This is a genomic window from Micromonospora kangleipakensis (assembly GCF_004217615.1).
Taxonomy (GTDB): domain Bacteria; phylum Actinomycetota; class Actinomycetes; order Mycobacteriales; family Micromonosporaceae; genus Micromonospora; species Micromonospora kangleipakensis.
In genome coordinates this window covers 1,855,429-1,875,164 of sequence record NZ_SHLD01000001.1, presented here as the reverse complement: position 1 = coordinate 1,875,164, position 19,736 = coordinate 1,855,429, and the positions used below count along the sequence as shown (strand labels likewise).

The following is a 19,736-nucleotide window of genomic DNA, read 5'->3' as shown; positions in this document are numbered from 1 at the left end:
GTTCCATCCCCGTTCGTTTCGGAGGGTTGGGCGTCACCACGGCACCGTACTGCGGCGGGACACCCGGCACCACAGCTGCCGGCTCACGGACGCGCGTGGCGCGCCGCCCGGCGTGCGGGTCGACCGGCGCGGGACCGGCCGTGCAACCATGATCCCCCGGGCGCGCCGTCGCCCGCCACCACCGCCCGTCCGCCAGGAGTACGCGTGCCCGACGTCGGCCCGACCGCCGTGCTGCCGCGCCGCCCGCTGACGGTGGGCGAGCTGCTGGACTCGGCGGTGCTGCTGCTGCGCGGCCAGGCCCGGCTGCTGGTCCCGCTCGCCGTCCCGCTGGCGCTCGGCGAGCAGCTGCTGCTGCAGCCGCTGCGGGTGCTGGCCGACGCGCGACCGCCGGAGTACTGGCTCGATGCCGGACGGTTCGGCTGGTACTGGCTGCTGCTCGCGGTGGGCGCGGCCATCGAGGCGTCGATCATCGCGCTGCTCGGCAACCCGGCCGCCCGGGGCGCCGGGGCGGCGCTGCTGGGCCGCCGGGCCGGGCCGCGCGAGCTGCTGCGGCCCGCCGGCGCCCGGTGGGGGGCCACCATCGGGCTCGCGCTGGCGGTCGGGCTCGGCGTACTGGTCGCGGCGCTGCTCGGGCCGGTCTGGTTCGTCGCGTACGGGCTGCTCGGCGCGGTCGTCCCCGCGCTGGTGGTGGACCGGCTCCCCGCGTACGGGGCACCGCTGCGCGCGCTGGCGCTGGCGGTCCGCTCCGGCGGGCGGGCGGCCGGCATCCGGCTGCTCGGCTACCTGGGCTGGTGGCTCATCCGGCTCGGCATCGGGCTCGGCGTCTTCTACGGCCTCCTGCTGCTGGCGCTGGTGGACCTGACCGACCCGGCGTGGGCCCTGCCGGTGGCCACGGCGGCGTGGGTCGGCGTGAACGCCGTCGCCTACCCGGCGCTGGCCTGCCTCGACGCGGTGCTGCACCTGGAGACCCGGATGCGGACCGAGGGCCTGGACATCCGGCTCTCTCGCGCCCCGGCCGGCGCGCCGGAGCCGCTCCTGTTGGCGGTGCGGCGATGAGCCGGTGGTGGACCGAGGCCGCGGCCACGCTCGGCGACCTCGTCCCGCTGCCGCTCGCCGCCCTGCTGCTGGTGCTCGCCGCCCTGCTCGCCGCGCTGGCCTGGTACTTCTTCCCGGCCTGGGTACCCCGCCGGCTCCCCCGGCTGCGGCTGCCCCGACCGCGGCTCCCCCGCTGGCGGCTGCCCCGGCTCCGGCTGCCCCGCCGCCGGCGTCGCCCCGCGCGGACCGCCGCGGCGGCCGCCGCCGTGCCCGCACCCCGGGCCGCCGAGCCGGAACGGGCCGCCGCCGGAGCCGCCTCGCTCGCCGACCGCCTCGCCGCCGAGGGCCGGTACGCCGAGTCGGTCCGGGAGCGGCTGCGCGACATGGTCCGCGAACTGGTCGCCCGGCGGGTGGTCGAGCACCGCCCCGGGATGACCGTCACCGAACTGACCGCGGCGGCGGCCCGGGGCCGACCCCGGGTGCACCCCGTCCTGCACGCCGCCGGGGCGATCTTCTCCGACCTCTGGTACGCCCAGCGCCCGGCCACCCCCGAGCACGACCGCCGGATGCGCGAACTCGCCGCCGACCTGCACCGGGAGCTGACCGCCGACATGGGGGGCGGTGATCGGCCGTGACCGACACCCTCGCGGCGCCGCCCACCGTCCAGCGACCGCCCCGCCGCGCCCGCCGCCGGCACCGGGTGCTGATCCCGCTCGGGCTGGCCCTGCTGCTGATCGTGGCCACCGTGGTGGCCCACGCCGTCGACCAGCCCGACCCCGCCGACCACGGGTTCCTCTCCCCGGTCGCCACCGGGGACGACGGGGGCAGCCGGCTCGCCGAGGCGCTGCGCGGGCAGGGCGTGACCGTACGCCGGGAGACCGACACCCTGCGGGCGCTGCTGGCCGCCCGGCCGGGTCCCGCCACCCTCTTCGTGCCGGCGCCGGAGCTGGTCCACGCGGACACCGTCGCCGCCCTGGACGACCTGCCCGCCGGCAGCCGCCTGGTGCTGGTCGACCCGTCCCGCCGGGTGCTGGAGGGGCTCGGCCTGCCAATGACGCCCGGCGACCGCCGCTGGGCCACCCGGGCCACCCCGCCGGACGCCGACGGTCACCCCTGCGCCCTGCCCGAGGTGACCCGCGCCGGCACCGCCGCCGCCGACCGGCAGCGGTACACGACCCCGGCCAGCTGGTCGGCCACCCGCTGCTATGGGGGCGGGCTGGTGTGGGTGCCCTGGCGTACCGAGGTCGTGGTGATCGGGGCCAGCGACCCGTTCCGCAACGACCGGATCGACGAGTACGGCAACCTGGCCCTCGCCACCGGCCTGCTCGGCGGGCCCCGCCCGCTGGTCTGGCTCGACCTGGACGGCCCGGCGCCCGCACCGACCGTCGGGGACGGCACCGACGGCGAGCCCGCCTGGTCGCCGTCGCCGGGCGGCGCCGCCGGGCCGAAGGGGGACGGCCAGCCGGGGAGCGGCGGCCGGCCGGGCCGGGACCCCGACCAGCAGGACGGCAGTCCGCCGGACGACGACCGGGCCGACGGCGGGCAGCAGCGGGAGAACCCGCTCTGGTCCGCCTTCCCGGTCTGGTTCTGGGCGCTGCTCGTCCAGCTCGCGCTCGCCGGCCTGCTGGTGGTGCTCTGGCGGGCCCGGCGGCTCGGCCCACCCGTGCCGGAGCCGCTGCCGGTGACCGTCCGCTCCGCCGAGACCGTGCTCGGGCGGGCCCGGCTCTACCGGCGCGCGGGCGCCCGCGGCCCGGCCGCCGAGACGCTGCGCGCCGCCGCGCGGGACCGTTTGCTGCCCCGGCTCAACCTGCCGCCCGACACGCCGGCCGCCGAGGTGGCCGCCCGGGTCGCCGCGCACACCGGCCTCGACCCCGACCGGGCGGCGGAGCTGCTCCACGGCGACGAACCGGCCACCGACCGGGAGCTGGCGGAGCTGGCCCGCGCGCTGGACCGGCTGACCCGTACGGTCGCCCCCCGACCCGACCATCCGACCGAAGGAGATCCCCGGTGACCGGACCCGTTACCGCCGCCGCGCCAGCCGGCGAACAGCACGACGCCCGCGCGGCCCTGCACCGGCTGCGGGCCGAGGTGGCCAAGGCGGTCGTCGGGCAGGACGCGGTGGTCACCGGCCTGGTGATCGCCCTGCTCTGCCGCGGACACGTGCTGCTGGAGGGGGTGCCCGGGGTGGCCAAGACCCTGCTCATCCGGACCGTGGCAACCGCCCTGGACCTGGACTCCAAGCGGGTCCAGTTCACCCCGGACCTGATGCCCGGCGACGTGACCGGGTCGCTGATCTTCGACCCGCACACCGCCGCGTTCACCTTCCGGGAGGGGCCGGTCTTCACCAACCTGCTGCTCGCCGACGAAATCAACCGGACTCCGCCGAAGACCCAGTCGGCGCTGCTGGAGGTGATGGAGGAGCGGCAGGTCTCCGTCGAGGGCGTGCGGCGGCCGCTGCCCGACCCGTTCATCGTCGCGGCCACCCAGAACCCGATCGAGTACGAGGGCACCTATCCCCTGCCCGAGGCGCAACTCGACCGGTTCCTGCTCAAGCTCACCGTGCCGCTGCCCAGCCGGGACGAAGAGCTGGGCGTGCTCCGCGCGCACCACGCCGGCTTCGACCCGCGCGACCTGCGGGCGGCCGGCGTACGCCCGGTGGCCACCGCGGCCGACCTGGCCGCCGCCCGCGAGGCGGTCCGCCGGGTGCACGTGGCCGAGCCGCTCTTCGGCTACCTCGTGGACCTCTGCCGGGCCACCCGGAACACCCCGGCGCTGGAGCTGGGCGCCTCGCCGCGCGGCGCCACCGCCCTGCTCAACACGGCGAAGGCGTGGTCCTGGCTGGCCGGCCGCGACCACGTCGTCCCCGACGACGTCAAGGCGGTCGCCCGGCCCACCCTGCGCCACCGGCTCCGGCTCCGCCCGGAGGTCGAGCTGGAGGGCGTGAGCGTCGACGCGGTGCTGGACACGGTGCTCGCCACCGTGCCGACGCCGCGATGACCTGGCGGGCGGCGCTGCTGCTCGGTGCGGGCGCGCTGACCCTGCCGGCCTGGCCGGCGCCGTTCCTGGGCGTGGCGGTGATGACCGGCCTGGTGCTGCTGCTGGTCGCCGCCGACTGGGCGCTGGCCGCGCCGCTGCACGCGGTCGGCGCCACCCGCTCCGGGGACCGGACGGTCCGGCTGGGTGGCACCGCCACCGTCACGCTGCACCTGGCGAACACCTCCGGCCGTACGCTGCGCGCCCAGGTGCGCGACGCCTGGGTGCCGTCGGCGGGCGCCCGGCCGGACGTACCGCCGCAGCGGGTGCTGCTTGTCGCGGCGGGCGACACCGCCGCGCTCCCCGTCCGGCTCACCCCGGCCCGGCGCGGCGACCGGCCGGCGGCGGCGCTGACCGTACGCTCCTTCGGGCCGCTGCGGCTGGCCTTCCGGCAGCGCGCCGGCCGCCCCGGCACGCCACCGTGGACGCTGCGCGTGCTGCCCCGCTTCGACTCCCGGCGGCACCTGCCCGAGAAGCTGGCCCGGCTGCGGATCATCGACGGCATCCAGGTCAGCCGGGGCCGCGGCCAGGGCACCGAGTTCGACACCCTGCGCGAGTACGTGGTCGGCGACGACGTGCGCTCGATCGACTGGCGGGCCAGCGCGCGCCGTGCCGACGTGCTGGTCCGCACCTGGCGGCCGGAGCGGGACCGGCGCCTGGTCTGCGTCCTGGACACCGGCCGGACCTCCGCCGTACGGGTCGGCGACGAGCCGCGGCTGGACACGGCCATCGACGCGGCCCTGCTGCTCACCGCGCTCGCCGCCCGGGCCGGTGACCGGGTCGACCTGATCGCGGCGGACGCGGCGGTCCGGGCGACGGTGACCGGCACCGGCCGCCCCGCCCTGCTCTCCCGGCTGGTCGACGCGGTCGCCCCGCTCCAGCCGGCGCTGGTGGAGACGAACTTCGAGCTGATCGCCGGTGAGGTGCTACGCCGGGAACGGCAGCGCAGCCTGGTGGTGCTCTTCACCGCACTGGAGGCCGGTGCGCTCGGCGAGGGGCTGCTGCCCGTGCTGCCCCGGCTCGCCGCCCGTCACCGGGTGGTGATCGCCGCGACCCACGACCCGGTGCTGACCGGGCTCACCACCGACCCGCCGAGCGGGCCGGACGGCGCGTACGCCGCCGCGGCGGCCTGGCGGGCGCTGGCCGAGCGGGACCGGGTCCGCGCCGCCCTGGCCCGGCACGGCGTGACCGTCGTGGACGCCCCCGCCGACCGGCTGGCCCCGACGGTCGCCGACACCTACCTGCGGCTCAAGGCGCTCGGCCAGCTCTGACTGTGAGGGTGGCGGGGTCGGTTCAGCAGTGGTGAGCTGACAGCTGGTGGTGGCGGGCGTGACTCTTGCTCTGACTGGCTTCGTGCCTTTGGCGGGACTTGTCCGCCTGCTGCTGCCGGCGCCGGCCCGGCGGGAGACGTTGGCCTGATCAGGAGCTTGACCGCCAGTTAGCGGCTGGCGTGTCTCATCACAGTCCTGCCATCTCCGCACCGGACCGGACCCTTGCGTCCCCACGGTGAGGAGAGAACGCATGTCCATGCTGGCAGATCTGGTCGAGGTCGTCATCGGCGTCGACACCCACAAAGACACCCACACCGCCGCGCTACTGGATACCCGCACCGGCGGGGTGCTGGCCAGGGCCACGGTCGCCACCGATCCGGATGGCTACGCGCAACTGGTGGCCCTGGCCGAGCAGCATTCGGGGCTGCGGGCCTGGGCGCTGGAAGGCTCCGGTGGCTACGGCGCCGGCCTGGCCCGGCACCTGGCCGACGCCGGTGAACTGGTCGTCGAACTGGACCGTCCGCTGCGCCCGGCCCGCCGCGCCGGGGCGAAGTCCGACCCGATCGACGCCGAACGCGCCGCTCGCGACGCCCTGGCCCGCACGCGGCTGGCTCAGCCCAAGACCGGGGCGCAACGAGCAGCGCTGCAGGTGCGGCTGACCGCCCGCCGGGCGGCCGTGGAAGCCAGCGCCGACGCCCAGCGGCAGCTGCACGCGTTGGTGATCACCGCTCCTGAGGTGGTGCGGGCCCGCTTCCGCGGCCAGAGCACCCGGATCATGCTCACCACCGCCACCCGACTGCGCCCTACCACCAGCGCAAATGTTGACGTGTTCACCTGCCTGACCGTGCTGCGGGACCTCGCCCGCCGCGTCCGCTTCCTCGAAGCCGAAGCCGCCGACCACGAAAAGGCGATCCGCGCGATCGTCCGCACCTGGCGACCGGACCTTCTCACCCTCACCGGCGTCGGACCGATCGTCGCCGCCACCGTGCTCACCGCCTGGTCCCACCCCGGGCGCTGCCGCGACGACGCCGCGTTCGCCATGCTCGCCGGCGCCGCGCCGATTCCCGCCTCGTCGGGAAAGACCGTCCGCTACCGGCTCAACCGCTCAGGCGACCGCCAACTCAACCGCGCCCTGCACACCATCGTCCTGACCCGGCTACAACGCGACGAACGCACCCGCGCCTACGCCGACCGCCGCCGCGCCCAAGGCAAAACCGACCGCGAGATTAAACGCTGCCTCAAACGCTACGTCGCCCGCGAAATCTACCGACGCCTGGAAACCCCGCCCCAACCACTTGACGCGGCATAGGAGCGTCCAGCCGCCTCGGCCGGCCCCGCCGCGGGGCGGGTGGCCGCGTACCGACCGAGCAGCAGCGCGTACGCCAGGAAGGCCAGCCACACGGCGGCGCCGATCGCGATGCGGACGGCGACCGGCACGGGCGCCGGGGTCACGAACGCCTCCAGCAGCGCCGACACGGCGAAGAGCCCGACCAGGCCGACGGCGACCACGATGGCGGAGCGGCCGGCGGCGGCGACCGCCCGACCGCGGCTGAGGTGGGCCGGCGGCGCGATCCACGCCCACCCGGTCCGCAGGCCGACCCCGGCGGCGACGAAGATCCCGGTCAGCTCCAGCAGCCCGTGCGGGGTGATCAGGCCGAAGAAGACGTCCGCCCGGTCGTAGGCGACCATCACCCCGCCGACCACGCCGAGGTTCAGCGCGTTCTGCCAGAGCAGGTAGAACACCGGCAGCACCAGCACCCCGGCGGCGAGGCACTGGGCGGCGATCCAGGCGTTGTGCGTCCAGAGGTGGAAGGCGAAGGTGGGCGCGGCGAACTCCGTGTAGTAACCGGCGAAGCCGGATTCCACCAGGTCGGCGGCGGCCTCATCGCCGATGAACGCGGCGGCGGTCTCCGGGTGCCCGGCGACGAACCAGATGAGGAAACCGCTGAGGGCGCTGAACGCGGTGGCCACTCCGCACCACCAGGGCCAGGCCCGGTAGAGGGCGGCCGGCAGGTCGGCGACGAGGAACCGGCGCACCGCCGCCCAGGAGGGCCGGGGCCGGCCGGTGATCCGGGCCCGGGCCGCCAGCACCAGGTGGGAGAGGCGGTTGACCAGCGCCGGGTCGGGTGAGCGGCTGCGCAGCACGGAGAGGTGGGTGGCCGCCCGCTGGTACAGCGCGACCAGCTCGTCGACCTCGGCGGCGTCGAGGCGGCGCCGGCCGGAGAGTTGTTCCAGCCGCCGCCACTCGGCGCCGTGCTCCGCCACGTACGCGTCGAGATCCACTCGTCCTCCCCCGTCCGGCGCCCATAGTGTTCACTGTCCGGGTGAGAGCGCAACCTCCCGCACCGGCGCGGTCCGCGGACCGGTGGGCCGACGCGGGCCTGGTCAGTGGCGAGGCGGTGGAGCTGGACGTCCGGGCGGCCCGGCTCGGCTCCCGGGTGCTCGCCCTGCTGATCGACCTGCTAGTCCAGGTGGTCCTGGCGGCGGCGCTCTCGGCCGGGCTGTCCCTGCTGTTGCTCTTCCTGCCCACCGCGATCGTGGACGCCGCCCTGACGGGCGCGTTGCAGACGGTGCTGCTGGTCCTGGTGCTGGTCGGGTATCCGGTGCTGATGGAACGCTTCGTCGGCGGCCGGACGATCGGCAAGCTGGCGGTGGGCCTGCGGGTGGTCCGCGCCGACGGCGGTCCGGTCGGGGTCGGGCAGTCGCTGACCCGGGCCCTGGTGGGCGTCGCGGTGGAGTGGCCGGGGCTGGTGCTGCCGCTGCTGAGCTGGGTGGCGAGCGTGACGGTGATGTTGACCGACCCGCGCGGGCGGCGGCTCGGCGACCTGGTGGCCGGCACGATGGTCGTGCACACCCGGGGCGCGGCGGTGTGGCGGCCGGTCCCGCTGGCCGTCCCGGCGCTGCTCGGCTGGGCGCACACCCTGGACCTGACCCGGTTGGACGACGGGCTGGCCCTGGCCGCCCGGCAGTACCTGGGCCGGGTGCACCAGCTGGTGGAGCCGGAGCGGGCCCGGCTGGGGCGCGAACTCTGGGCCGAGGTGGGCGCCGTGATCACCCCGCCGCCGCCGTGGGCCGCGCCGGAATCCGTCTACCTGGCCGCGGTGCTGGCCGAGCGGCACCGTCGGGCCGTGGACCGGCTGCGGCGTACCCGCGGGGTCGCCGCGATGCTCTGGCCCGAGCTGACCACGTCGCCGGTCGCGGCGCCGCCGCCGGCGGCGCCGCCGCCGGCGGCGACCGCGCCGGCGGCGACCGCGCCGGCGGCGACCGCGCCGGCGGCGACCGCGCCGGCGACGACCGCGCCGGCGGCGACCGCGCCGGCGCTCGCCGTCCCCACCCAGCCCGATCCGGTACGCGCGCAGCCCGCCCCGGTCGACGCCGAGCACCCGGCCGGCTGACCGGCCCCGGCCGGCGTCAGCCGAAGAGCGCGCGTCCCCAGTGGTCGGCGGCGTCGCGGACGCCCGGCGGGCAGGCGAACACGCCGCTGGAGACGTGGCGCAGGTACTCGTTCATCGCGTCGTGCCGGGACAGCCGGGTCTGAATCGGCACGAACTGCTTGCGCGGGTCCCGCTGGTAGGCGATGAAGAAGAGACCGGCGTCGAGCCGCCCCAGCCCGTCGGAGCCGTCCACGAAGTTGTAGCCGCGGCGCAGCAGGCGGGCGCCGTCGTTCTGGGTCGGGTGGGCGAGCCGGACGTGCGCGGCCTCGGCGATCACCGGCTCCCCGTCGTCGCCCTTCACGGCGAAGTCCGGCTCGTCGAACTCGGCGCGCTTGCCCAGCGGCGCGCCGCTGCCCTTGGTCCGGCCGACGATCTGCTCCTGCTCGACCAGCGAGGTTCGGTCCCAGGTCTCGATCAGCATCCGGATCTTGCGGGTGACCAGGTACGACCCGCCGGTCATCCAGTCCGGTCCGTCGCCCGGCTGGGCCCAGAGCTGCTCGCGCAGCAGCCCGGCGTCCTCGGCCTTGAGGTTGGCGGTGCCGTCCTTGAAGCCGAAGAGGTTGCGCGGGGTGGCCTGGTCCCGCGAGGTCGACGAGGTACGCCCAAAGCCGAGCTGCGACCAGCGGACGCTGACCACGCCCATGCCGATCCGGGCCAGGTTACGGATGGCGTGCACCGCCACCTGCGGGTCGTTGGAGCAGGCCTGGACACAGATGTCCCCGCCGGAGATCTCGGGGCGCAGCGCGTCCCCGGCGAAGTGCGGCAGGTCGGCCAGCGCGGCCGGCCGCTTGTCCGCGATGCCGAACCGGTCCTTGCCCTGGGCGTCGCGGAAGAGCGTCGGGCCGAAGCCGACGGTGAGGGTGAGCTGCGACGGGGGCAGCCCGAGCGCCTCGCCGGTGTCGTCCGGCGGCGCCTCCGGCATGCCACCGACCGCGCCGATCAGCCCGGCGTCCTTTCCGGCGGTCATCCGGGCGGCGGCGGCCGTCCACTCCTGCAGCAGCGAGACCAGCCGGGCCCGATCCTTGGTGATCACGTCGAACGCGACGAAGTGCAGCCGGTCCTGGGCCGGGGTGGTGATGCCGGCCTGGTGCGCGCCGAGGAACGGCACGGCACTGGCGGCGACGCCCTCGTTCGCCTCCGCGTGGTCCGAGCCCCGGACCAGCGCGCCCGCGCCGGCCGCGACGCCGGCCACTCCGGCGACCCCGACGCCGGCCAGGGTGATGGCCCGGCGCCGGGACAGCGTCGTCCCGCGCGGCGCGTCGGCGGACGGCGCCTCACCAGTGGTGTTCTGCTCGCTCATCGCTGCACCTCCGGGGTTGGTCGTCACCGGGCGACGACCGCGGCTACCTTGCTGATCGGCTCGGCAAGGGCGTTGATGCTGTCCGACAGTTCCTTCAGCTCGGTCTTGCTGAGCGCGGTGTGCAGCTTCCAGCCGTCGCCCGCGCGGTGCTTGCCGAGCGTCGCCTCGACGTTGGCGAACTCGGTGTCGAGCTGCTTGACCAGCTCGGGAGAGCGCTGCTCCAGAGCGGGGCGGAGTGCGGCGATGGCGGCCTTCGAGCCCTCCAGGTTGGCGCTGAAGTCCCAGAGGTCGGTGTGCGAGTAGCGGTCCTCCTCGCCAGTGATCTTGCCGCTGGCCACCTCGTCGAGGAGTTCCTTGGCGCCGTTGGCGAGCTGGAGCGGGTTGAGCTTCTCGGCGTTGGCCTTGGCCACGATCTCCTTGATGTCGGCCAGCAGCTGGTCGGCGATCGGGCCGTCCTTGCTGATGTCGCCGGTCGTCCAGAGGTCCTTCTCGATGCGGTGGAAGCCGGTGAACGCCATGCCCTCCTCGATGACCTCTTCCCGGCCGTCGATCTTCGGGTCCAGGTCGCCGAAGATCTCCGCTACCGGCTCGATCCGCTCCCAGTAGGTGCGGGCCACCGGGTACAGGGCCTTCGCCTTCGCCACGTCGCCGGCCTTGACCGCGGCCACGAACTCCTCGGTCTTCGTCAGCAGCGCGGCGGTCTGGCTGGTCACGTACCGCTGGTAGCTGGCGGTGGCCTGGCCCAGCGCGGCGTCCGGGGCGACGCTCGCGGCGGTGCCGCTGACCTTCAGAGCGCCGCGGATGCCGCGCCCGCTCATCCCCGGCTTGCAGGCGGTCTCGTACGTGCCGGCGGGCAGCTCGACGCGCAGCTCGCGGCTCAGCCCGGGGGCGATGTTCTCGACCTCGCCCATCACCCGGTCGCCGGCCGCGTAGACGTAGAACTCGTTGACCTTGCTGCCGGAGTTGGTCACCGAGAAGGTGGCCTGACCGGCGGCCAGCTCGGTGACGTCCACCTCGCAGGCGGTATCGGTGGCCTTGACCTTCACCGCGTTGCCGGCCTTGGCGGCCGACTTCCCCTCGGTGTCGTTGCTGCAGGCGGTGACGCCGGTGACGGCCAGCACGCCGGCGGCGGCGAGCACGGCGAAACGGGTGGTACGCATCAGAGCTGTCTCTCCTCGAGAAGGCGGATCAGGCGCGCTGGCGCGCGGAGGCCGGGGCGTCGGTGACGGGCTCGGCCGGGACGGCGGCCGTCGGCTCGCCGGTCGTCGCCGGGGCGGCGTCCGTCGGGGCGGCGGCGGGCGTGGCCGGGGTGGCAGTGGCCGGGGTGGCAGTGGCCGGGGCGGCGGTGGCCGGGGTGGCGGCGAGCTTGGTCGGGGCGGCCGGCTTGCGGAGGAAGAGCACCAGCACCGGCACCGCGTAGGCGACCCAGGCCGCCATCTCCAGCACGCTCGGGGTGGCGGTGATGTTGAACATGCCGCCGAGCAGCGCCGCGTACCAGGTGCTGGGGTCGAGCACCGAGGAGATGTCGAAGGCCAGGTTGTTCAGGCCGGGCAGCACGCCGGCCTCCTGGAAGTCGTGCACGCCGTACTTGAGGATGCCGGCGGCGACCAGGATGAGCAGCGCGCCGGTCCAGGTGAAGAACTTGCTCAGGTTGATCTTCAGAGCGCTGCGGTAGAGCAGGAAGCCGATCACCACCGCGGTGGCGATGCCGCCGAGCAGCGCGAGCAACGGTCCACGTCCGGCGCCGCCGGCGGCGCTCTGGGCGGCCGAGTAGAAGATCAGCGCCGTCTCCAGCCCTTCCCGGATCACCGCGAGGAAGGACATGCCGGCCACCGCGAGGGAGCCGACCGCGAGCGCCTCGGTGAGCTTGCCGCGCAGCTCACCGGCGATCGTCCGGGCGGCCTTGCGCATCCAGAAGATCATCCAGGTCACGAAGACGACGGCCGCGACCGAGGTGACCGCCTCGAACAGCTCACGGTCCTCGGAGCGGGCCAGCAGCGAGGTCGAGGTGTACTCGATCAGCCAGCCGAAGAAGACCGACAGCACCACGGCCAGTCCGACGCCGGCCCAGACCTGCGGCAGCCTGTCCCGTCGCTGCGACTTCACGAGGAACGCGACCAGGATGCTGACCACGAGGGTCGCTTCTAGGCCTTCCCGCAGGCCGATCAGGTACGTGGCGAACATCGGTACTCCGTGATCAGTTAGGCACGCCTCAGTTAACTTAGGGCAGCCATACCTTCCTACTGATCCGACCCGCCGTCAAGTCGTTCATGGCAACGTCACCCTGCACACGGGGCATCCGGCAGATGGCCGGCTGTGGCAGGATCCCGCCCAGCCCCTCAGACAGGAACGACCGTGGCCGATGACCTCTTCACCCCCACCATCACCCCCGCCGCGTACGCCGAGCGCCGCCCGCCCTGGCGGCCCGGCTCGCTGGTCTACCCCGCGGTCTTCGGCGGGGCACTCGCGGCCACCGTGCTGGCCCTGGTCAACGCCCGCCGGCTCCGCCTGCCCACCGGGGCCACCCTGGCGATCGCCGGCACCGGAGCGGCCGCCCTCGTCGCCCGGCTGGTGATCACCGTGGTGCTGCTCGACGGCCGCACGTCGGGGTCGGCCCGGCTGGTCGGGGCCCTCTCCGGCGTACTGGTCTGGGCGGTGGCCAACCTGACACAGAAGGGCCTGTTCCGCACGTACGAGATGCGCGGCGGCGCGCCGGCCTCGCTGGTGAAGCCGGGGATCGCGGCGGCGCTGGGGCTCGGCATCATCGAGGCGGTCCTCATCGTGGTCGCGGCGGCGCTCCGGTGACCGCAGAGGTGGACCAGCTCGCCCGGGTGGTCGGCCTGCTCGAGATGAACCGGCCGGAGCAGGCGCTGGAGGAGCTGGGCCGGCTGCCCGGGTCGGTGGCCACCGACCGGCACGCGTACCGGCTGCGGGCGCTGGCGCTCAGCACGCTGGACCGCTGGGACGAGGTGGCCGAGGTGGCCCGGCAGGGGCTGGCCGAGGTCGGGCCGGACGCCGAGCTGCTCGGCCGGCTGGGCGTCGCGCTCCGGAGTCAGGGCGCCTTCGCCCCGGCCGAGCGGGCGCTGCTCGACGCGCTGGCACTCGAACCGCAGGACCCGTGGCTGCTCTGCCAGTACGCCGACCTCTGCGTCACGGTCGGCCAGACCGACAAGGCGAGCCGCCTGCTCGCCCGCGCCGCCGAGCTGGCGCCCGAGAGCCCGGCCGTCTACGCCAGCCGCGTCCAGCTCGCGTACGCCCGCGGCGACGACCGGGCGGCCGAGCGGGTGGCCCGGGAGTTCCTCGGTCGGTATCCGGAACATCCGGTGGCGCTGGCCATGCACGGCGGGATCGCCGTGGAGCGCGGCCGGATCGTGGACGCACACCGCTCCTTCGGCCGGGCGGTCGCGCACGACCCGAACGACCCGGACTACGCCGACGCGGCCTGGGAGACCCGCGTCTACACCCATCCGCTGCTGCTCCCGCTGCGGCCGCTCTACCGGCTGGGCATCCGCATGTGGCTGATCGCGGTGGGCAGCATCGCCGTACTCAACCTGGCCAAGCTCTACATCCCCGCGCTCGTCGTGGCGCTCGGCTGGCTGCTCTACTGCCTCTGGTCCTGGATCGCCCCGCCCCTGGTCCGCCGCCTGGTACGCGGCCGGTGGCGGTCGTGAGCCACCCGGGACGGCGGCCGTGAGGGCCACCCCGGGAGGGCGGCCGTGAAGGGTCTGCTGCCCTGGCTGGCCGTGCTGGCCCTGGTGCTGCTGCTCAGCGCCCTGCGGCTGCGTCCGCTGGCCACCGCCGTCTCGCTGGCCTGGCTCGCCTGGTGCGTCTGGACCTGGATCCGCCCGACCCGCCGAGGCCCGGGCTGAGGCGGCCCGACCCGAGCTGACGCTCACCGTCCCAGGCCCGTGCAGCCGTCCCGCACCGGCCGCCGCTTTCCACCGCGCCAGACGCCAGCGCCAAACGGCTCGCGGCCCCCGGGAGCATATGGCCGACGAGCGATATACCTGAGAGTCATATTTATGCCTCTCAGGTATATCGCTGCCGAAGACACATGCCCTCGCCCTAGTAGCCGTCCGCACACCGCCGGCCCGCACACCGCCGGCCGGCCGACAGGCCGGAAAGACGGAACCGGGTCGGCCGCGCGTGCGGCCGACCCGGTTCCGGGTGTCGATCAGTAGCGGTAGTGCTCCGGCTTGAACGGGCCCTCCTGGGACACGCCCAGGTAGGCGGCCTGCTCCTTGGTGAGGGTGCTCAGCTTGGCGCCGAGCGCCCCCAGGTGCAGCCGGGCGACCTTCTCGTCCAGGTGCTTGGGGAGCACGTAGACACCGATCGGGTACTCCTCGGTCTTCGTGAAGAGCTCGATCTGGGCGATCGTCTGGTTGGCGAACGAGTTCGACATCACGAAGCTCGGGTGGCCGGTGGCGTTGCCCAGGTTCAGCAGGCGACCCTCGGAGAGCACGATGATCGCGTGACCGTCGGCGAACTTCCAGAGGTCGACCTGCGGCTTGATGTTGATCCGCTCGACGTCGGAGCGCTTGGCCAGGCCGGCCATGTCGATCTCGTTGTCGAAGTGGCCGATGTTGCCGACGATGGCCTGGTGCTTCATCCGGGCCATGTGCTCGTTGGTGATGACGTCGAAGCAGCCGGTCGCGGTGATGAAGATGTCGGCCTGCTCCACCACGTCGTCCAGGGTGGCGACCTGGTAGCCGTCCATCGCCGCCTGGAGCGCGCAGATCGGGTCGACCTCGGTCACCACGACCCGGGCGCCCTGGCCGCGCAGCGACTCGGCGCAGCCCTTGCCCACGTCGCCGTAGCCCATGACGACGGCCATCTTGCCGCCGATCAGCACGTCGGTGGCCCGGTTGATGCCGTCGATCAGCGAGTGGCGGCAGCCGTACTTGTTGTCGAACTTGCTCTTGGTCACCGAGTCGTTGACGTTGATGGCCGGGAAGAGCAGGGTGCCGGCGCGGTGCATCTCGTAGAGCCGGTGCACGCCGGTGGTGGTCTCCTCGGTGACGCCCTTGATGCCGGCGGCGATCCGGGTCCAGCGCTGACCGTCCTCGGCGAGCGAGCGGTGCAGCAGCCCGAGGATGACCGCGTACTCCTCGGAGTCGGCGGACTCGACCGGCGGGACGACCCCGGCCTTCTCGAACTCGGCACCCTTGTGGACGAGCAGCGTGGCGTCGCCGCCGTCGTCGAGGATCATGTTGGGGCCGTGGCCGTCGGGCCAGGTGAGCACCTGCTCGGTGCACCACCAGTACTCCTCCAGGCTCTCGCCCTTCCAGGCGTACACGGGAACGCCGGCCGGCGCCTCGGGGGTGCCGTTCGGGCCGACCACGATCGCGGCGGCAGCGTGGTCCTGGGTGGAGAAGATGTTGCAGGACGCCCAGCGGACCTGCGCGCCGAGCGCGACCAGGGTCTCGATCAGGACGGCGGTCTGGATGGTCATGTGCAGCGAGCCGGTGATCCGGGCGCCGGCGAGCGGCTGCGCCTCGGCGAACTCACGCCGGATGGCCATCAGGCCGGGCATCTCGTGCTCGGCGAGCTGGATCTCCTTGCGCCCGAACTCGGCGAGCGACAGATCCGCCACCTTGTAGTCGCCCTCGGCGAGGGTGCTCGGCCGGGCCTCGGACGGCGTGCCGCTGGGGGCAGCCGGGAGGGTGCTGGTCATGGAAGCTCCTGTCGAACGATGTGCTGCGCAGCCTTCCACCTTACGCTCGCAGCCGGATGGAGCACCGCCCGGTCGGCGGACAGCGCACGGGGCGGTCGGTCGTGGACGGACTTTCCATCCACCAGCCGGCCGCCCCGTGCATCCCCCCGGTTTGGTTCCCCCGCGCGTTACCGGACCTTCGTCGCGACAACGCTGCGTACCCATAGAGTCACACCGAGCGAGGGTCGCGTCAAGCTATTTCGGGAAAGTCGGACTTGCGCCGAGCGCGGAGCGGGGGTGGATCAGCAGAGGCCGCAGGTGGCGACGTACGCCTCGCCCCCGCCGCCGATGACCAGCGGCCCGCCGGCCGCGGTCCCGATCGCCGCCTGCCCCGCCCCGAGGGTTACCGTGCCCACCCCGTCGTCCACGACGAGCTTGCCGGCCCGGCAGAGCACCACCCGCGGCCCGGGCACCGCCAGCCGCACCTCCGGGGTGCCCGCGTCCACCTGCACCCGGTGCAGCGCGAAGTCGTCCACCGGCACCGGCCAGGTGACCACCCCGGGGGCCACCGGGACCGCCGGAAAGACCGGCTCGTCGAGCACCTCGAAGCGCAGCACCCGCAGCAGCTCGTCCACGTCGACCCGCTTGGGCGTCAACCCGCCGCGCAGCACGTTGTCGCTGGCCGCCATGATCTCCACGCCGGTGCCGCGCAGGTAGGCGTGCAGGTTGCCGGCCGGCATCCAGATCGCCTCGCCCGGGGCCAGCCGCACGTGGTGCAGCAGCAGCGCCACCAGCACGCCCGGGTCGGCCGGGTAGTCGACGGCCAGCGCACGGGCCAGCACCGCGTCCGGGCCGCCGGTCTCCGCCGTCAGCACGGCCGCGACCAGCCCGGCGCGCTCCGCCTGAGGCCAGCTCAACAGCAGGCGTACGGCCTCCCGCAGCCCCGCCGGCCCCTCGCGCAGCGCGGCCACGACCGGCTCCAGCACAGGTACGCCGAACGCGGCGATCGCCGCGGCCGACTCCGCCGGGTCGCGGAACCCGCACAGCGCCTCGAACGGCGAGAGCGCGACCAGCAGCTCCGGCTTGTGGAACGGGTCGACGTAGTTGACCCGTTCCACGTCGGCGGCGTGCCCGGCCCGGGCCTGCTCGGCGTCCGGGTGGGCCTGCAGGCTCAGCGGGGCGTCCGCGGCGAGCACCTTGAGCAGGAACGGCAGCCGGATGCCGAACCGGCCGACCAGCCGCTCGCCCAGCCAGTTCTCCGGCTCGGCGACCAGCAGGTCGGTCAGGTCGACCGGGGCACCGTCCCGGTCGACGGTGGCCGGGGCGTTCGGGTGGGCGCCCAGCCACAGCTCGGCCTCCGGGCCCTCGCTCGGCACCGGGCGGCCCTGCAGCTCGGCGATGGCGGTGCGGGAGCCCCAGGCGTAGTCCCGGATCCGACCCTGCAGCAGTTCCACGCTCAACTCCCGGGGTGATCGGCCTGTTCGCCGGTCTCCGACTGGGGCACCGCGGTGTGCGACGCGGCGCCGGTGCCGGCCTGGTCCGCCGCCGCGCTGTAGATGTCCGGCTCCAGGTAGATGACCCGGGCGATCGGCACGGCCGTACGGATCCGCGCCTCCACGGCGTTGATCCCCCGGGCCAGCGATTCGGCGCTGTCGCACGGCGAAACGGCGATCTTCGCGGCCACCATCAGCTCCTCCGGGCCGAGGTAGAGCGTCTTCATGTGGATGATCCGCTCGACCTCCGGACCGTCGGTGACGGCCTGCTCGATCTTCGCGAGGTCGTGCTGCTCGGCGCCCTCACCGAGCAGCAGGCTCTTGGTCTCGATGGCGAGCACGATCGCGATGGTGACCAGCAGGACACCGATCGCCGCCGTGCCGGCCGCGTCCCACATGCCGTCGCCGGTGATCAGGGTCATCCCGACGCCGACGAGCGCGAGGACCAGACCGATCAGCGCGCCGAAGTCCTCCAGCAGCACCACGGGAAGCTCGGGGGCCTTGGCCCGGCGGATGAACCGCACCCACGACTGGCTGCCCCGGATGAGGTTGGACTCCTTGATCGCGGTGCGGAAGGAGTAGGTCTCCATCCCGATCGCGATCACCAGGACGGTCACCGGCACCCACTGCCAGCTGGTGATCGGCTCCGGGTGCTGCGCCTTGTGGTACGCCTCGTAGAGGGCGAACAGGCCACCGACGCTGAACAGCACGATCGAGACGATGAACGCGTAGATGTAGCGCTCCCGGCCGTACCCGAACGGGTGCTGCGGGGTCGCTTCCCGCTTGGCCCGGCGGCCGCCGAGCAGCAGCAGGCCCTGGTTGCCCGAGTCGGCGACCGAGTGGATCGACTCGGCCAGCATCGACGAGGAGCCGGTCAGGATCCAGGCGATGAGCTTGGTGACGGCGATGCCGATGTTGGCCAGCAGGGCGGCGACGATCGCCTTCGTCCCGCCATTTGCGCTCACTGGTTTGCCAGCTCCTTCATCTCCGTGATGGCCGGGACGGCCATCGGGTCCAGCCCGTGTGCCAGGGCGAGGTAGACCGAGGCGAAGTCCGGCACCGCCATCAGCGAGGCGAGCCGTTCCAGCGCGGAGCCGCCCTCGGCGGTGACCACGTCGCAGCGCACGCCGCGCCGCTCGGCGAGGGTCTGCACGGCGTCGGCCCGCCGCTCCTCGACCGCGAGCGGCTCGTCGGAGTCGTCGTCGGCGTTGAGCCCGCCGTCGCGCAGCAGCACCAGCCGCAGCCGGGTGGCGTCGGGGTCGGGCTCGTCCGGGTCGGCGAAGATGTCCCGCTCTCCCTCGACCAGCCCGCCGAAGACGCCGTCGAGCAGGCCGACGCGGCCGCGACCGGCCTCGCCGAGCGCGCCGGTGACCACCGGGTAGCGGGCGTTGGCCGACAGCGTGTCGCCGAACCGGCGGGCGGCCACGGTGGCCAGCGGGGACGACCCCCAGACGATCGGGATCGAGCCGGCCAGGCCCAGGGCCAGGGACTTCGCCGGGTTGACGAAGGACTCGGCGGTGGGGCGGCACCGGTCGGCGTCCGCGTCGAGCCGGGCCGCGGTCTCGGCCAGGTCCGCCTCGTTGACCTTCACGAGCCCGAGCGTACGGGCGGCGAGCAGGACCGGCACGGTGAGCGCCCAGAGACTGGCCCGGGCCGGGGCACGCCGGGGCACCGGAATGAACGGCGCCCGGGCCCGCTCGGCCACCGACTGGAGCTGGGAGTCCGGGGCGCCGACGGCGACCAGCCGGGCGCCCCGCCGGTGCGCGGCCTCGGCGGCGCCGAGCGCCTCGGGGCTGCGGCCGGAGGCGCTGACCGCGATGACCACGTCCGCCGCGCCGACCCAGCCGGGCACTCCGGCGCTGCGGTGCGGGATGACCGGCACCGGGCAGCGCGGGCCCGCGACCGTGGCCAGCACGTCCCCGGTCCGCCCGGCGGTGCCGATGCCGGCGATGACGACCGCCCGCGGCCGTCCCTCGTCGGCGAGCAGGCCCAGGTTGGCCTCGGCGGCCAGCGCGGCCGACTCCCGCACCTGGGCGCCGGCCGAGGCGGTGAACCGGAGCATGCCGCCCGGGTCGTGCTCGGCGAGCGCGTCCGGATTGTCCAGCAGCGCCTCGTCTGCGTGCCGGCGCCCGCTGACCCCGGCCGTACCCTCCATCACCGCTGCGGCGCGGAGCCGCCGCGCGCGTCGTCCGCCGCGGGCCCGCCGCGCGCCTCGTCCAGCAGCAGCACCGGCACGTCGTCGCGGACCTCGAAGATCCGACCGCACTCGGTGCAGGTCAGGGTCTGGGCCTGCGCGTCGTAGTCGAGGGGGGCGTGATGCGTGTCCGGGCAGGCGAGAATCTCGAGCAACTGCGGGTCCAGGGCCACGGCGCGGCTCCTTCCACGTATGCGGTCTCACCGGTCGGCGGTGCCGGCCGGCGCACGCGATCTTATCGGCGAACCGCGCCGGACACCGCGCCACGGAACCAGATCATCCGCCGCCCGGCGCTGCGCTCCGCACCACACGCGGTCATCACG

General features: G+C 74.5%; 19 protein-coding genes. 10 read left to right on the top strand and 9 right to left on the bottom strand.

What is annotated here, in order from left to right:
- The first annotated feature begins 204 nt into the window (after positions 1 to 204).
- The 6 genes from EV384_RS09120 to EV384_RS09095 all read left to right on the top strand — a co-directional run bounded on the left by EV384_RS09120 (position 205) and on the right by EV384_RS09095 (position 6,648).
- On the top strand, positions 205 to 1,056 hold the full coding sequence (locus tag EV384_RS09120) for a hypothetical protein (protein WP_130331954.1): 852 nt from the start codon (positions 205 to 207) through the stop codon (positions 1,054 to 1,056).
- Entirely contained in the window at positions 1,053 to 1,670 is a 618-nt protein-coding gene (locus EV384_RS09115) for a DUF4129 domain-containing protein (protein WP_130331952.1), read from the top strand. Before EV384_RS09120 ends, EV384_RS09115 begins: the two co-directional genes overlap by 4 nt.
- Positions 1,667 to 3,046: a DUF4350 domain-containing protein gene (locus EV384_RS09110; protein WP_130331950.1), complete on the top strand. Its 1,380-nt coding sequence runs from the start codon at positions 1,667 to 1,669 to the stop codon at positions 3,044 to 3,046. Before EV384_RS09115 ends, EV384_RS09110 begins: the two co-directional genes overlap by 4 nt.
- On the top strand, positions 3,043 to 4,032 hold the full coding sequence (locus EV384_RS09105; protein ID WP_130331948.1) for an AAA family ATPase: 990 nt from the start codon (positions 3,043 to 3,045) through the stop codon (positions 4,030 to 4,032). Before EV384_RS09110 ends, EV384_RS09105 begins: the two co-directional genes overlap by 4 nt.
- Positions 4,029 to 5,339, top strand: a complete 1,311-nt coding sequence (locus EV384_RS09100) for a DUF58 domain-containing protein (RefSeq protein WP_130331946.1) — start codon at positions 4,029 to 4,031, stop codon at positions 5,337 to 5,339. The genes EV384_RS09105 and EV384_RS09100 overlap by 4 nt, the downstream gene beginning before the upstream one ends.
- A gap of 250 nt (positions 5,340 to 5,589) precedes the next feature.
- On the top strand, positions 5,590 to 6,648 hold the full coding sequence (locus EV384_RS09095; protein ID WP_130330084.1) for an IS110 family RNA-guided transposase: 1,059 nt from the start codon (positions 5,590 to 5,592) through the stop codon (positions 6,646 to 6,648).
- Here EV384_RS09095 and EV384_RS09090 read toward each other — a convergent pair.
- On the bottom strand, positions 6,603 to 7,622 hold the full coding sequence (locus EV384_RS09090) for a stage II sporulation protein M (protein WP_130331944.1): 1,020 nt from the start codon (positions 7,620 to 7,622) through the stop codon (positions 6,603 to 6,605). The two genes, EV384_RS09095 and EV384_RS09090, sit on opposite strands and share 46 nt — an antisense overlap.
- A 41-nt stretch (positions 7,623 to 7,663) precedes the next feature.
- On the opposite strand from EV384_RS09090, the gene EV384_RS09085 reads away from it, so the two are divergent.
- Complete coding sequence (locus EV384_RS09085) at positions 7,664 to 8,734, top strand: RDD family protein (RefSeq protein WP_278045590.1); 1,071 nt, start codon at positions 7,664 to 7,666, stop codon at positions 8,732 to 8,734.
- Between the two features lie 16 nt (positions 8,735 to 8,750).
- Here the strand turns inward: EV384_RS09085 and efeB are convergent, their stop codons facing one another.
- The 3 genes from efeB to efeU are packed head-to-tail and all read right to left on the bottom strand — an operon-like array spanning position 8,751 to position 12,257.
- Positions 8,751 to 10,073 (bottom strand): iron uptake transporter deferrochelatase/peroxidase subunit, encoded by a 1,323-nt coding sequence (efeB, locus tag EV384_RS09080; protein WP_130331942.1) that lies wholly within the window; start codon positions 10,071 to 10,073, stop codon positions 8,751 to 8,753.
- A gap of 23 nt (positions 10,074 to 10,096) precedes the next feature.
- Positions 10,097 to 11,233 (bottom strand): iron uptake system protein EfeO, encoded by a 1,137-nt coding sequence (gene efeO, locus EV384_RS09075; RefSeq protein ID WP_130331940.1) that lies wholly within the window; start codon positions 11,231 to 11,233, stop codon positions 10,097 to 10,099.
- A 28-nt stretch (positions 11,234 to 11,261) separates the two neighbouring features.
- Positions 11,262 to 12,257, bottom strand: a complete 996-nt coding sequence (gene efeU, locus EV384_RS09070) for an iron uptake transporter permease EfeU (protein ID WP_130331939.1) — start codon at positions 12,255 to 12,257, stop codon at positions 11,262 to 11,264.
- A gap of 171 nt (positions 12,258 to 12,428) precedes the next feature.
- Between efeU and EV384_RS09065 the strand changes: the two genes are divergently transcribed.
- From EV384_RS09065 to EV384_RS34735, 3 genes are read left to right on the top strand one after another with little or no spacing between them, the layout of a single operon-like run.
- Positions 12,429 to 12,878 (top strand): hypothetical protein, encoded by a 450-nt coding sequence (locus EV384_RS09065; protein WP_130331937.1) that lies wholly within the window; start codon positions 12,429 to 12,431, stop codon positions 12,876 to 12,878.
- A complete protein-coding gene (locus EV384_RS09060) occupies positions 12,875 to 13,744 on the top strand; it encodes a tetratricopeptide repeat protein (protein ID WP_130331935.1) in 870 nt (289 codons plus the stop codon). Before EV384_RS09065 ends, EV384_RS09060 begins: the two co-directional genes overlap by 4 nt.
- A 45-nt stretch (positions 13,745 to 13,789) precedes the next feature.
- Positions 13,790 to 13,942, top strand: coding sequence for a hypothetical protein (locus tag EV384_RS34735; protein ID WP_165439892.1), 153 nt, complete (start codon positions 13,790 to 13,792; stop codon positions 13,940 to 13,942).
- A gap of 305 nt (positions 13,943 to 14,247) precedes the next feature.
- Here the strand turns inward: EV384_RS34735 and ahcY are convergent, their stop codons facing one another.
- From ahcY to EV384_RS09035, 5 genes are all read right to left on the bottom strand, one after another.
- A complete protein-coding gene (gene ahcY, locus EV384_RS09055) occupies positions 14,248 to 15,747 on the bottom strand; it encodes an adenosylhomocysteinase (protein ID WP_130331933.1) in 1,500 nt (499 codons plus the stop codon).
- Between the two features lie 281 nt (positions 15,748 to 16,028).
- Positions 16,029 to 17,180 carry a mannose-6-phosphate isomerase, class I gene (gene manA, locus EV384_RS09050; protein WP_130331931.1) on the bottom strand — a complete coding sequence of 384 codons (1,152 nt, stop codon included), beginning with the start codon at positions 17,178 to 17,180 and terminating at the stop codon, positions 16,029 to 16,031.
- A gap of 2 nt (positions 17,181 to 17,182) precedes the next feature.
- Positions 17,183 to 18,184, bottom strand: a complete 1,002-nt coding sequence (locus tag EV384_RS09045) for a cation diffusion facilitator family transporter (protein ID WP_130331929.1) — start codon at positions 18,182 to 18,184, stop codon at positions 17,183 to 17,185.
- The gene (locus EV384_RS09040; protein WP_130331927.1) at positions 18,181 to 19,377 is read right to left on the bottom strand and encodes an SIS domain-containing protein; all 1,197 of its coding nucleotides are present in this window, start codon (positions 19,375 to 19,377) and stop codon (positions 18,181 to 18,183) included. The genes EV384_RS09045 and EV384_RS09040 overlap by 4 nt, the downstream gene beginning before the upstream one ends.
- Entirely contained in the window at positions 19,374 to 19,586 is a 213-nt protein-coding gene (locus EV384_RS09035) for a Trm112 family protein (protein ID WP_130331925.1), read from the bottom strand. The genes EV384_RS09040 and EV384_RS09035 overlap by 4 nt, the downstream gene beginning before the upstream one ends.
- Between the last annotated feature and the right edge of the window lie 150 nt (positions 19,587 to 19,736).